The organism is Fuerstiella marisgermanici (genome assembly GCF_001983935.1).
Taxonomy (GTDB): Bacteria; Planctomycetota; Planctomycetia; order Planctomycetales; family Planctomycetaceae; genus Fuerstiella; species Fuerstiella marisgermanici.
The window spans coordinates 923,960-937,870 of record NZ_CP017641.1; the positions used below are offsets into that span (position 1 = coordinate 923,960).

The following is a 13,911-nucleotide window of genomic DNA, read 5'->3' on the forward strand; positions in this document are numbered from 1 at the left end:
GCGGACTCTACGCTGAAAGTAAACACATTCCCGCCATGACTACTTTTCAGCCAACAGAGCAACCAGTTCCGTCAGCACAAGGTCGCGATCGATGCCCCCGAGTGAAATGGCAAGCTGGGCCAACAGCAGTCCGTACTTGTAGCTGATGTTGTGGCGCGAACCATCGACTTCGAAGGCGAGATATCGCTCTGTCTGAGCCAACTGAGCGAGGGACGTTGATAGATCTACCGACTGATCGGCGGTCGCAGAGTCGAGATTTTTCTGCAGCAGTTTTAGCACGGTCGGCGTCAACACATGCATCCCAAACAGGCACAGGTAGTATCCGGCTCGCTGCCCGGCGACCACCAGTTCCTGTTCTGCAACTGTCGGCGTTGGCTTCTCCACGACTGTGGCGACTTCGTACAGGTTGTCCTGTTGAGCGACAGGTGTGCCGCCTACGGTGCCGAAATAGATGATCTCGTTTTCGCGAGTGGCCTGAATGGCGGACACGGAGCATTCATGCTGTTTCGCCACCTCACACAACTGAGCCGCGCAGCTTTTTTCGTCGCGGCTGACGTAAAGGTGATCCGAAACCAAGTGCAGGAACGCTTCGTCGCCGACAAAATCGTTTGCACGCAAGATGGCGTCCCCGTAGCCTCGGGGATTGTCCTGTTCGAAGAACACCAGCCGCGATGCATGGGATCCCGCAGCCGACAGGTACGGTGCCGACTGCCCTGGCCGCACGATGATGGCGATTTCATCGATACCGGCATCCACAACTTCGTCCAGCGTACGCCGCAACGCCGTCCCCGGCACTCCATCGCGGTCCACAACACTTTGCAGCGGAAGGTTGGAGTGGTATTCGCCGGCGGCCGTGATGACCGCCTTCCTGATTTTCATCGTTGGATTGCTTTCAGCACAGTTCCGCAAGTTGCTGGTCCGACGCCGGTACTTCCGTTATCAGTCAACCGCTATCGAGCGGCTTCTGCGGCCGGTGCATTCGATGCCAATAGATTGCATCTCCTAAGCAACGAAAGCCAGACCGCCTGACCGAAGTTGCTATCCCAGCAGCTTCTTCATGGACTCCATGATGCCATCGGAATCGAGCCCCTGATAGCCCATCTGTTGCCACAGGCCGCCCGAACCTTCTTTGTTGGTGCCGATGTTGTTGTAGTTGCCCTTGAAGCCTCGTTTGAGTAACTCGGTGCCGAACTTTGAACCAACGCCGGTATTCACATTGAAGGATTCTGCGACCAGTACAGCGGGTGATGCTGCGAGTTTGGCCATCATCTCTTCGTCGTAAACGTTAAGAGTCGCTTTGCAGACCAGACCGACATCATGGCCAGCTTCTTTCAGGCGGATGACCGCATCGAGGGCTCGATAGGTCGTTTCGCCGAAGCTGACAATGTAGCCAGCCTTGCCTTCCCGAATGACCTCGTCTTTGCCGGGCACAAACTGGTAGCCGTCGCCGAAAATACGGCTGCCGCTGTCGTCCAGCAGGTCTGGTACGCCGGATCGAGTGGAGAAGATAAACCGAAGGCCTTCTTCGCCGTAGATTTTCTTCAGGCACGCTCGAAACTGATGCTGGTCAGCCGGAAAGTACAGCCGCGTTTTGTCGTGACCATCGTCAGGCAAACCGTTGGCGGCGAACATGTTGTTCAAGCCGAAGTGGCACGTGTTGTCGGCCATGTCGTCGCAGCCAGCGTGGCTGAAATGAGCGAGCACGTTGCTGTCGTTCAGGCGAGCCATCGTGATTTCGGAAACGACCATCTCCAAAAACGCTGAGAACGTCGCGAAGATGCCCTGCTTGCCTTTTTCGAAGCCGAACCCTGCCGCAGCCGAAAAGTTTCCTCGTTCCATGATTCCGCCGCGAACGAAGACTTCCGGATGAGAAGCTCGCACGTGGTTCAGGCCACAGCTGCCTTCCAGGTCGCAGTCGAAAACCTTCACGCTGGCGATGCGGTCAGCTTCCGGGATCTCGTCCAGAATTTCGTTGACAATCTTCCCGAACAGATCTCGGTTCTTGCCGACGCTTTTTGCATCGCTGCCCTGATAAGTCGGGCCGCCGGGACCCTTGGTGACGGAGCCGAGATATTCGGCCGCTTCTTCGCGTCCGTTGGCTTTCAGGTAATCAATTGCGACAGCCGTTTTGATGACGTCGTGTCCGTGAGCGCTGCCTTCCAGCCCTTCCACGCCAGGACACATTTTGCGGCGATTGATCAATGCGACTGGACCGTCAGTCGTGACGGCGGCACACATGCGTGCGTACAGGCCGTCCAAGTCTTCGCCGTCGCCGATGTCGACCTTTAGCCCGTGACCTTCCAGCGTTTCTGAAACGTTGAAGCCGGGCAGGTAGTCAGACGGATGTCCCGCAATGGTGACGTCGTTGTCGTCGACCAGCAGCTTCACATTTAGCTTTTGAGCAACCGCCAGCCGGGCGGCTTCCGCGTCGTTGCCTTCCATCTGAGATCCGTCAGATCCCAGCATGAAGACGACCTTGTCAGAATTCGCGATCGCGACGCCGTTAACAAACGGCCACATGTGGCCCAGTCGGCCGGAACTGAACTTCACGCCTGGCGTAAACCCTTTTTCCGGGTGACCAGGCAGATGCGACAGATACTCGCGGTAGTGGAACAGTTTCTCCACGTCCATGTCGCCTTCCAGAACCGCCATCAGATATTGCGTGGCAACTCGATGACCCGCTTCGTCAAAAAAGACGGGCAGAACGTCCGGCGTTCCGCCGTTGCGAGCGTGTTCCATCATGCCGTGCATGATGACGGTTTCTGGCACGGTATCGTATGGGCCGCCCGTGTGGCCGCCCAGGCCTTTGGCATCGGCGATGGCGGTGAAGAATATGATTGCGTCGCGGCAGACCTTGATGTTGGCGGCCAGTTGAGTTTTCTGTTCGTCCGTCAGCTTTGGCTGGTTGGGGTTCAGAGCGACAACTTTGTATTCACTTAACGGGACAGGAAATTCCGTAGCCACTGACATCATGTTCTCCGGCAGGCATTGGCATTGAAAATCAGAAAACGGCGTCGGGAGCCTGCGAATCCCTTTCCTCGCGCCGGAGTCGGCGCAAACCGTCATCGCGGTTGATATGCTGAATCGCCGGAAAGTATGAAGCCAGCCGCCGGAATTGCAACGCAGACCGTAGAAATGCTGCGTTTTCCGGCGGATGGGGCTTGGATTTCAGGACGCAGCGGTTACCCGCCGAACATCCCGCTTAGCATTCCCAGCAGGCCGGAAGCCGGTTGCCCGGGCTGATTTAACAGCCACATGTGCCGCACCAGTTCGATACCGACGAAGGCACTCACCGCTGACAGTAACGCTCCGACGGCCACAAATGACGTCCAGAGGCCACCCCAGGGGGCGTCCTGCATTGCCCAACCTGCCCCTGCTGCCGCTCCGGCCGGAGCGACAAAACCGCCGACTTTCGTTTCGCCCGCTTCGAATCCGTCGTCGTCGGCTTCGTCTTCCGCGTCCCAGACGTCATCCATTTCGTCGTCTTCGAAATCGTCATCGAAGTCGTCGTCGCCCAGATCATCTTCGAATGCGCCGTCGGCATCGTAGTCGTCGACGGCAAGATCATCGCCGCCACCCATCGCCGGCTGAGCATCCACGCTGAATTCGTCGGCGCCGGTGTCGTCGTCGAACATCAGGACATTGGTGTCGGTGCCGTAGTCGTCGTCATCGTCGTCCAAACCAGCCAGCTCAAATTCGCTGTCGTTCGTCTCGTCCGAGATGTCCAGTTCCATCGTGCCGGCACCGGTCTTCGCCAGTTCTGCCTCTGCACCCGAAACGGCTGACATTGGCTGCGTTGAGCCCATGTCGTCAGCGTCCAGCGAAATTCCGCTTTCATCATCGAACAATGCGATTCCGCTGTCGGCGGCTTCCAGTGTCAGACCGGAATCGTCATCGACGTCCAGCGAGATGCCGCTGTCGTCACCAAGCATTGCGCCGCTGTCCAGTGCTTCCAGATTGATTCCGCTGTCGTCTGCTTCCAGGCTAATACCGCTGTCTGCGATTTCGAGTGTGATTCCGCTTTCGTCCGCGTCGAAGCTCAGCCCACCGTCAGCAACATCCAGCGAGATCCCGCTGTCGTCATCTTCTTCCGTGTCGATCAGCTTCAGGTCGCTGTCTTCAGGCAGCAATAGTGCCGCTGAGTCGGAATCAGACGATTCATCCGAATCCGCTCCCTGCAGGCGAATGTCGCTGTCCGTCCGGTCTGCTCCGGAAAGGCTGACGTCGCTGTCACTGTCGGTGTCAGGAAGCAGGCCTTGAGGTTCCACCAACTGCACGTCGCTGTCGGAATCCATTCCCAGCACAATGTCTGAATCATCCGTGTCGTCGTCGCCGCCCATTGCTACGTCACTGTCGAGTCCCACCAGCATGCTGGAACCGTCCGACTCCGTTGCTGTCAGCCTCACGTCGCTGTCAGAATCAGAAAGGCGGACATCGCTGTCTTCTGCCAGTGTTGGCAGGACATCAGACTCATCCACCTCAGCTATCTCGCTGTCAGAATCAAGCCCAACCAGCAGCTCAGAACTATCCTGCGACGCATCGTCATTGCCAAACGACAAACGCACATCGCTGTCGGAATCCATCCCCACCAGCATGCGCGAACTTTCGTCTGCCGCATCGCTGTCGAGGACCGAGTTTTCGTCACCGTCGACGTCAATCCCCGGCAGCAACTTCGAACTTTCGCTTGACGGTGCGACCATCTTGATGTCACTGTCAGAATCTGTGCCAAGCACCATGGCGGCACTGTCGTCAGCAAAGTCCGGATCGGCGGAGGCCAGGTTCAGATCGCTGTCGGCATCGACGCCCACCAGCATCCGCGCGCTGGCATCGGAGTCGTTTTCGTCTGTTGAAACCAGATCGATTTCCTCGTCGCTGATGGAATCTGTCCCGACCAGCATGTGAGAACTCTCGTCAGAGTCGTCGGAGTCTTCGTCCGACATCTGCAAGTCTTCGCTGGCATCCGCTCCTGACAGCCTGACAGAACTGTCGGGGGCCGCAGTTACGCGATCGATGTCGCTGTGGGAATCCAATCCGCGAAGCAGGTACGAGCTTTCGTCAGAATCGTTATCGCTGTCTGCCGCGCTGTTGGCAAGCCGGATGTCACTGTCTGAATCGTCGCCGGATTGCGGCATGTCGAATTCATTGACCGTCGCGTCTTCGTCAAATTCGACGTCACTATCCGAAGCGACAGACGCCAACTGAACGTCGCTGTCGGAGTCCATTGCCTGGTCCGACTCTTCACTGAAGTCCAGTACGTTGGTGGAATCAAGGTCATCAGCTGCTTCAATGGCAGGGCTTGAATCATCTTCTGCCAACTGCACGTCACTGTCTGCGACAGGTATGGCCGGAGAAGAATCGAACAGTGCCTCATCCATCGCCAAACGTACGTCGCTGTCTGACGCCGCCAAGTCCAGTTTTCCGGCATCCTTGTCATTGTCGACAAGTTGTACGTCGCTGTCTGAATCTGAAAAGTCGAAGTCGAAATCATCATCGTCGTCGTCAGCCGCGACAACAACCGCATCGTCGTCGACCAGTTGAATGTCGCTGTCAGAATCTTCCAGCTCCACTTCAACTACTTCTTCGGCCTCAACAGCGTCGTCGTCTGAGCTGTCATCAACTTCGACCATGACGACGTCGCTGTCGGCGTCTTCCAGGTCAAAATCGAAGTCATCATCGTCATCAGCCGCAACTACTTCGACCGCCTCGTCGTCGTCATCCTCGTCAGCAGCTTCGAGGACTTCGACTTCTTCATCGTCCTCAAAAAACGAATCGTCGAAGTCAATTGCGATGCCGCTGTCGTCAGAATCATTCACCTCACCATCCACATCGGATGCGGAAATGATCGGCATGTCGGGGGAAGAATCGGCCTGCTGCGAACGTGCGAACTCGTCGACGTGCGCTTCCAGAAACTTCCAGCTACCGCGATCTGCGAAGCCGCGAATTTCGCCGCTTTCGCGGACCCGCATCAATTCGTCGGTGGTGAGCCCCAGACGTTCGGCCGCTTTTTCAAGTGTCAGATACTTCTTGGCCATGCTTCGGTCGACTCCCGACGGAGATTTCTGCCCGTGTTCGGCAGATTCTCGGTGACTTAACTGGTGAACCACGTGCGACGAGGAATGCAGCTCGCACACACGTTCGGCAGCGTCCTTGCGGATAAATTCAGCCCAGATCCTCCGGCTTACGCAATTCTAAATGTCAACCGGCAGGATGCAAGGTGTTTGTTTTGCCAGCCGACGAACGGAAACACGTACGATTAGACCTGAACGGATGGTGGCGGCTGTTGCAATGTCGCAACAGCCGCCCACCAACGCAAAACCGGCACATTCGGTGCAATGCGGAAATTCCGCCGTGCAGTCGAATGAATGAATGCTCCGTATCTTCGTGAGCGTCGGCCATTTGACGCCGGTGGCTCCAGAAATTCCCTACTACGTCGGATTCTAATACTCGTAGACGAACTCAAACTGAGTCACGTACTCAATTCCGCCAAACGAGCTGTCGTTTGTGGTGGCGAAAATGTCGTACCCGCCGATGCCGCCATTTGCGACAAAGTCGGAAGCGAACACATTGTTCGACACAGTGACACTATCGTCTCCGGCACCGGTACTAATATTTGTTGTGCCGCCCACCGTGGAATCAAAGATCGACACGTAATCTGTGCTGCGTCTTAAATTGATATCAATGTTGCCGCCAATGTTCGAATCACTAATGTCGACATCGCCACCGCCATTGTCAAAGAAGGCGATCAGATTGCTATCGATGTTGACGCCGTTAAGTGAAAGCACATCCAGTCCATTGCGACTTCCCAACGTGACATTGTTCATCGGTGAACTGCCGGAAATCATCATTGAAGAATTGCCGCTGCCGTTGCTCGCCGAAAACGAACCGACCGTTGCGGTTTCACGATCGCCCAACTCCAACTCGAACGTGTCGCTGCCGAATGCGTTCGTGACTTGGACCGAAGGCAAGTTGAGTGAGCGGAAACGGTCACGTAGGATCGTCGAACTGCCGCCACCGCCGTTGTCGATATTAACCTGAGGGATGTGAGCCCCTTCGATTCGAGCCTGATCGAAGCCCAAACCGTTTTTCACGTTAAGGCCGCCGTCCAGGTACGAAAAGTAGATTTGCAAGTTTGTCTCGCCTTCAGCACATTGCAGGTTCGTTTCGCCGGAAGACGAGAAGTCGCCAAGGAACACTGTCGAAGTGCCACTGTCGACATTTGTGTACAGGGAGCCTACATTCGAAAAGATAGAACTCAGGTCAAAATCTCCGTGGCCGGAGTCAACATAGACGTCTCCGTCGACAAAACCGCTGATTGTTACGTCGTCGTTCCCGTAGCCTGCGTTGTCGATCAACACAGAACCTCTGACGTAGGCCGCCAGTCCTGAAATAGTGGCCTGACCGACGGACACCGTGCTGTCGCCATCAGAACTCTGGACATACACGTTGCCGCCAAATTCGCCTCGCAGGATCACCGACTGATTTCCGCTGCCGTCTGTAACATGAACGTCACCGCTGATTAGTCCGTATTGCGTAGCGAAGCTGTTGTCGCCCTGAAGGTCGTCGGAATACACGCTGCCGAGCGTGTCCAGGCCTCGCACGTTGACCGAATCGTCGCCCGACTGCCCGAACACCATTAGCTCTGCTGTCAAAGTTCCCAGCTCAAGACCTTCAACCTGCAGGTTGTCATTGCCGGCGCCGAGGCTTATTGCCAGGACGTCGGTCGGCATCTCAAACTGAATTGTGGCGAAGGTGCCGTTCGTGCTGCGCAACTGCACAATGTTATCAGACGGATTGCCGTTGTCTTCCAGCACGGCGTCGTTGTCCAGGCCATTCAATTGCAGGTATTCCGCATAGCCGGCCGACGCTGTCTTCAAAGATAGCGTCGCAGATACAGCGCACACCACGATCGCAGTACAGATTCTCATAGCCTAAGTCTCCAAATTGTCCGATGAAACGAGACTGCCTCCGAACTTCAGGCTGGGAAGAACGTCGACAGATTCGGGGATGCCCCCAAGGAAGCCGAGCCGACTGTACCAGGCCGCAAATGCCGTTTTACAGCCTGTCAAACGGCAGTCTGGGCAGTTTCGGCGGAAAACAGGGGTTTGGGTCAGGTGTTATGATTCTGCCGACTATGCCGCGATGAAGTAGGCACGCCTCAACAGGAAGCGCCATCGCTGGAACGCGTTTTAAGAATTGTTGTTGAGACGCCGGAACTCAGACGGACTGGCATTCGTCCCGTTGCGGAAGAACGTGGAGAATCCGGAAACCGATTCGAAACCGCAATGGCCGGATATTTCCGCGATCGAGGCCTTCGTGGTCAAAAGCAGTTCTTTGGCGTGTTCCAGGCGTAGTCGGCGAATTTCTTCACCCGGTGCACTCCCGACGGCGCATCGGAAATGGCGTTCGAACGTGACTCGTGAAAGCCGCCATTGAAGAAAGTCCATCACGTCACCCACCGTGATGCCGGTCGCGGCGTGTTGGCGGATGTATTCCAGCGCAATCGGAACCAGTGAATCATCGCTGGCGGCAACGGGCAGCTTTCGATCTCGAAATTCAGTCGCGTTAACGTGACTCACCCCGCCGCTGATTGGCTTACCGTGCAACATGCGACTAAGAACCGAAGCCGCCTCAAATCCGAGTTGCCTGTCCGGTGCAACCACAGCACTGATGGCGCGGCCCGACAGCACACATTGCGGTGAGTCTCTCGCGGAGAAAATCGTCAGTTGGTTTTCCACTAATTCGGGCAGCGCGCCTGAGATACGATCGATGTAGTCGGCAACGCAGTCATTTGCCGCGATGATGGCGATTGGGCCCGACGCTGAACTCACAAGCGGCAGAAATTCGGGAACGGGGACCGGTTCCAAATGCAAAAGGTCGCGGGGCTGTCGAGAAACATTCAGCCAATGCACCGGTCGCCCGTTGGTTCGCCCCCAGGCGTAAACATTGCTGACCAGCAATCGGTGGCCAACATCCGCCGCCACGATGATTTTCGTCGGGTTGATCGCCAGAATATGCTCGGCCAACAGTCCGACAATCGAAGTCGGCGAAACAGTGACGGAGGGCATCCCCTCAACAACAGATCCCACATTCACGGTGGGCAAACCCACTGCGAGCAGGCTGTTGATGTCTGTCTGAGTTGCGCCGTCGAGGCAGCAAATAATTCCGTCCGCTCCCCATTCGAGCGGTGCTGAAAACTGAGCGGCGTTCTGGACGTGGTTGAAGACGCCAACCAGCAAATCCGTTTGCCGATTAGCGAATTCAAACACGCCACTGATGGATTCCGAGCGATCACTGCTCCAGTCTCGGAAAATAACTGCGATTTTACGCATGTCGCTCGTTTTGGCTTTTTGCCTCGCCTCAGTTTACGTTTTGCGTCAATCAGCGTTGCGTTGCCCCGATTTTTTTGCGGGTTGCAGCACAATCGTTGCGGCAATTGCGGAATAGTGGATGATTTTTCGTGTCCTCCCCAGTGAAGAAGGCCAACTGCCTAAAAAGTGTGCCACCAGCCGTGGCTGTTTTCTGAAAATTATCACCCTGAATGTACGAACAAGGAACACATGTCGAGCCAATTATGCTGCGATCACAGCCAGGAACACGGTGTGATGACCGACCCGACGCGACAGTTAACGGCAAGCGTGGCTTCGGTCACGTCGTGGCTGGTCGCACTGCGAGACGGGGAATCGGCTGCAGCTGAGTTACTGTGGGAATTCTTAAAACGCAGGCTGCTGACTTTTGCCAGTGGACAAATTCGGCGAGTGTCGCCCGTCTATGATGAGGACGACGTCGCCTTAAGCGCGTTTCATACTCTTTGCGACGGTGTGCAGAAAGGACGCTACTCGGACCTCAGCAATCGGGATGAACTGTGGCGTTTACTGGCCGTCATCACGATGAATAAAGCTCGCAAACGAGCGGCTCACGAAACGCGCCAGCGACGTGGCGGAACATCCTCGCCGCAGGATCTGAATTCCGTGTCTCACGAACTTGTGTCGCCGGAAGCGAGCCCGGAAATAGTCGCAGTAGTTCAGGAGGAATGTCACCGTCTGCTGGAACGGCTGTCTCAGCCTGAGCTAAAAGTCGTCGCGATGCTGAAGGTGGAAGGCTACACCAACGACGAAGTTGCGGCAGCCATGGACTGTTCACGGCGGTCGGTCCAGCGACGGCTGAACCTGATTCGAGACATCTGGTCGGACGAAACCGGTGAAGAGTGACGAGACCGCGATCAATCGCGGCGATACAGAAAATCGTCTGGCGCTGGAGGCGATCTGCACGCAGTTTGAAGCCGCCGTTCGTTTCGATCCCGGTGTCACCATCGAATCTTTTCTGCAAGCGTCCGGAACTCAGATTCGCGCGGACCTGATCACGGAACTGATCGCGGTCGACTGCGAACTTCGAGCTGACCGTGGCGACTTGCCGAGGCGAGAAGAATACTACGTTCGGTTTCCTGCGTGGTGTGAAGAAGTCGACGCGGCGTTTCGCATGTGGACGGAGCTTCAGGACGACGCCGACTCCAATAGCAGAAAATTCCAACACCCAAAACGACTGGGTGACTACCGCATCGTACGCGAGATCGGGCGCGGCGGCATGGGGATTGTATACGAAGCCGTTCAGGAAAGTTTGAATCGACGAGTTGCTATTAAGATGTTGCTGGCTCCGTCGTTCCTTCGTGCAGAATCACTCGAACGATTTGAACGCGAATCACGCGCCGTGGCGATGTTGCATCATACGAACATCATCGATGTCTATGGTTCCGGCGTAAAGGACGACCTGCCGTACTTTGCGATGCAGTTGGTTAATGGCCGCAGTCTGAATGCCGTAATTTGTGAAGCGGTTGAACGGCCGACTGGCAGAACCGCCAACAATCCGCTGCTTGCACCGAACCGCCATATCGTCGTCGCAAAAATTGGAGCCGACGTTGCTGGCGCGCTTGAATATTCTCACCGGCGAGGTTTGCTGCATCGAGATATCAAGCCCGCGAATCTATTGCTGGACGACGAAGGCACCGTCTGGATTGCAGACTTCGGTCTGGCCAAGCTTGCCAATGAGGTCAGCGACACAACGGTCCCGGGAAAAATTCTCGGCACGCTTCGCTACCTGTCACCGGAGGCCGTCGCCGGTGACTGGGACGAACGCAGTGATGTGTATTCACTCGGCACCACGTTGTACGAGCTGCTCACCCTGAAACCTGCGTTTCCTGAAGGACAACATGCGGAACTTCTGAGCCGAATTTCGCGCCGTGATCCGCCGCCGGTTTCGTTGCGTTCGATTGACGATTGCATCCCTCACGACCTCGAAACGATTGTGATGAAAGCGATGGCTTTCGAACCGACGGCGCGATATTCCTCGGCGCAGGATCTTGCCGACGACCTACAGCGATATATCGCTGGCGAACCGATTGCAGCGCGGCGGTCGAGTGGTGTCGAACGCCTTTGGAAATGGGCTCGAAGAAAACCTGCATTGGCCGGACTGCTGACTCTGGCGGCGGCGGTGGCGATCATCGGGTTACCGTTGCTGGCCTTTCTCTGGCTGCAGTCAGAATCGGCATTGAAGACCGCAGAATATGAAAAACAACTTGCCAGTATCGCTCAACAGGAAGCTGAAACTGCGCGCCACAATTCCGATGCGGCCAACTATGGCAGTTCAATGCAACTGACACAGAAGTCGCTGGAAGATCTGCAACTGAACGACGCCCGATTGATGCTAAATCAGTGGGGGCCTGCGTCTGTTGCAAAAGCCATAAAGGCCATCGGCGAGTCTCATGCGGGCTCCGCGACTTCTGCCGACTTCCGTTACGGAAAATTCACGCACGCGGCGCCGCGAGATCGGCGCGGCTGGGAGTGGAACTTTCTTAAGCAGCAAATGGATCCGTCACGCATGACATTGAACGGTCATTCCGGTCCGGTTCACTTCGTTGCCATTCATCCCGACGATACGCAGATTTGCACAGTCGGCGGATCGGATCCGATGCCAGACTCGCCAGTCGTTCCGGGCGAAGTGATTCTGTGGGATGCGAAGTCCGGAAAGCAGCAGCACGTTCTTCGCGGCCATCCGTCCGGTGTGATGGGAGCTGCTTACAGCCCGGACGGAACTCGCCTGGCGACCATTGGTATGCGTCGTCAGAAAGCGACCGGCATACCCGCACGATTGTGCTTGTGGGATACGAAATCCGGTCAGCAACTGAAGTCCGTTGAACTATCCGGCGACTATCCCAGGCCATATCTGGTACAGCACGCCAAAAGAGTGCTGCCAGGTGTCCAGTTCAGCGATGATGGCAGGTACGTGATCACCTGGCCAAACCCAGTGGAAGTCCGCGTTGCCGAAACGCTGGACTCAGTTTGGAAGGACTGGGATGGTCGCGGCATCGTAACGCTGCCAGACGGTCAGATTGCCGTCAACGTGTTCTTCACCAAGCTCCGTGTGCGCGACCTGACGAGCGGCGCTATGGTCGCGGAGTATCCGGAACCTGGCCACGCGTTCTACGACGTGGCCGTCACTGGCAACCCGCCGCGTTTGACCGCATTACGTATAGATGCGATGGCGCTGTGGGAAAGTTCCGAATTCGATAGCGCGATCACCGTCTTTCCAGCACCTGGCATCACATGGGGAATGTTAACAGCGCCGGGCGACCAAATTGTCTATGGCGATCGTTCCGGAATTCTGCGCCTGGCGCCACTCGATGATTCAAAACCGCCTCGAGCATTGCCAGGTCACGCGACGGTCATTGAGCACGGCGCGATAAGCCACAATGGTCAGTGGCTCGTGACGGCCAGTGCTGACGGCACGGCCAAAGTCTGGGACGTCGCATGCGTCCAACAGCCTCGTGTGATGGAGCACGGTTTCGACTATGACTCGATCGCCGACATTGCGTTCAGTTCCGATGGCACGCAGGTGCGATTTGCGGCAAGTCGGGATGGCGGCAAGCTGCAGGGCTGGGTGGGGCAAATAGATGTCGACGGTGGCAATGTTTCTAAAGCAAAGGTCTCGTCAACAACCTACAGCAACTGGCCTCGCACGGACTTCGCGTTCAATCCTGACGGTACGTTACTGGCAGCACCTGAAGTTGTTCCCGACAGACCGGTCCGTGCCCGCGGCTTTGCGACTTCGAATCGGGTCGTTATCTGGGAGAGCGATACGGGGAATGTGCGCCACACCATCGATTTTCCAACCGACGAAATCACCAGTGTTGCATGGCATCGCGATGGCGGACTGATTGCCGCTGCTGGATTTCAGGATGGCCGTTCCTTCGTCCGCATTTTTTCCACAGACAACCCCGCCGAATGTCTGCAGGAACTTGCCGTCGACGACCGTCGCGTCTTAGCACTTTGTTTCGGTGTGAATCAGATTGCTACAGCAACGGACCATGGAATTTCAGTTTGGCGAGGCGCTGAAGGCCTCGCAGACGAAGTTCCGGCTTCCAGCGAACAGTCGAGCCGCCCTCATAACACGTGGCTCAATTCACAAAAAAACATTTCGAATGAGGCGTTGCAGTTCCAATCTGACTATCGCATCAAAAGCGCGGGAAGCGTGTGTTTCCTCGATTTTTCACCCGACGGAAGGCTGCTCGCTGCAGCAGATTCACGTCAAGGTTTGGTTTGCGTCTACGACGCACAAACCGGCAGCCAGATGTACAGAACGCCAGCCCCGCGCGCCGTTTGCAGTGTGCGGTTCAGCCCCAACGGTCGCCGCCTTGCGGCCGTCGGCTACGACAGTCTGATTTACCTGTACGACGCGGAGACCGGGTACCAACTGCTATCACTAAACGGTGCGAATGCCCCCGTTGGCACGGCCGCCATTAACGCAAAAGTAGTCTTCAGCCCTGACGGCCGGCGCATCGCCACCAGCGACTGGCGGGGAAGAGTCAGTATCTGGGAAGCGGCGCCCATGGACCAATGATCGATAGCTCACAAAACCATG

The 13,911-nt window shown here is 56.4% G+C and carries 7 protein-coding genes; 2 read left to right on the forward strand and 5 right to left on the reverse strand.

Features of this window, described 5'->3' with window-relative positions; genetic code table 11:
• Nucleotides 1-39 precede the first annotated feature (39 nt).
• From Fuma_RS03405 to Fuma_RS03425, 5 genes are all read right to left on the reverse strand, one after another.
• A complete protein-coding gene (locus tag Fuma_RS03405) occupies nt 40-879 on the reverse strand; it encodes a sugar phosphate nucleotidyltransferase (RefSeq protein ID WP_077022901.1) in 840 nt (279 codons plus the stop codon).
• 159 nt (nt 880-1,038) lie between these two features.
• Nucleotides 1,039-2,973, reverse strand: coding sequence for a transketolase C-terminal domain-containing protein (locus tag Fuma_RS03410; protein ID WP_414655187.1), 1,935 nt, complete (start codon nt 2,971-2,973; stop codon nt 1,039-1,041).
• Between the two features lie 209 nt (nt 2,974-3,182).
• Nucleotides 3,183-6,032 carry a DNA-binding protein gene (locus Fuma_RS03415; RefSeq protein WP_077022902.1) on the reverse strand — a complete coding sequence of 950 codons (2,850 nt, stop codon included), beginning with the start codon at nt 6,030-6,032 and terminating at the stop codon, nt 3,183-3,185.
• A 405-nt stretch (nt 6,033-6,437) separates the two neighbouring features.
• Nucleotides 6,438-7,925 (reverse strand): hypothetical protein, encoded by a 1,488-nt coding sequence (locus Fuma_RS03420; RefSeq protein WP_077022903.1) that lies wholly within the window; start codon nt 7,923-7,925, stop codon nt 6,438-6,440.
• Between the two features lie 261 nt (nt 7,926-8,186).
• Nucleotides 8,187-9,329, reverse strand: a complete 1,143-nt coding sequence (locus tag Fuma_RS03425; RefSeq protein ID WP_077022904.1) for a helix-turn-helix domain-containing protein — start codon at nt 9,327-9,329, stop codon at nt 8,187-8,189.
• Between the two features lie 228 nt (nt 9,330-9,557).
• Here Fuma_RS03425 and Fuma_RS03430 point away from each other — a divergent pair, with 228 nt between their 5' ends.
• On the forward strand, nt 9,558-10,208 hold the full coding sequence (locus tag Fuma_RS03430; RefSeq protein ID WP_083731777.1) for an ECF-type sigma factor: 651 nt from the start codon (nt 9,558-9,560) through the stop codon (nt 10,206-10,208).
• Entirely contained in the window at nt 10,198-13,890 is a 3,693-nt protein-coding gene (locus tag Fuma_RS03435; protein WP_077022905.1) for a WD40 repeat domain-containing serine/threonine protein kinase, read from the forward strand. Before Fuma_RS03430 ends, Fuma_RS03435 begins: the two co-directional genes overlap by 11 nt.
• Nucleotides 13,891-13,911 lie beyond the last annotated feature (21 nt).

Coding starts and splice junctions, on each gene's coding strand:
- Fuma_RS03405 (WP_077022901.1), bottom strand. CDS start 879: ATGAAAATCAGGAAGGCGGTCATCACGGCCGCCGGCGAATACCACTCC.
- Fuma_RS03410 (WP_414655187.1), bottom strand. CDS start 2,973: ATGATGTCAGTGGCTACGGAATTTCCTGTCCCGTTAAGTGAATACAAA.
- Fuma_RS03415 (WP_077022902.1), bottom strand. CDS start 6,032: ATGGCCAAGAAGTATCTGACACTTGAAAAAGCGGCCGAACGTCTGGGG.
- Fuma_RS03420 (WP_077022903.1), bottom strand. CDS start 7,925: ATGAGAATCTGTACTGCGATCGTGGTGTGCGCTGTATCTGCGACGCTA.
- Fuma_RS03425 (WP_077022904.1), bottom strand. CDS start 9,329: ATGCGTAAAATCGCAGTTATTTTCCGAGACTGGAGCAGTGATCGCTCG.
- Fuma_RS03430 (WP_083731777.1), top strand. CDS start 9,558: ATGTCGAGCCAATTATGCTGCGATCACAGCCAGGAACACGGTGTGATG.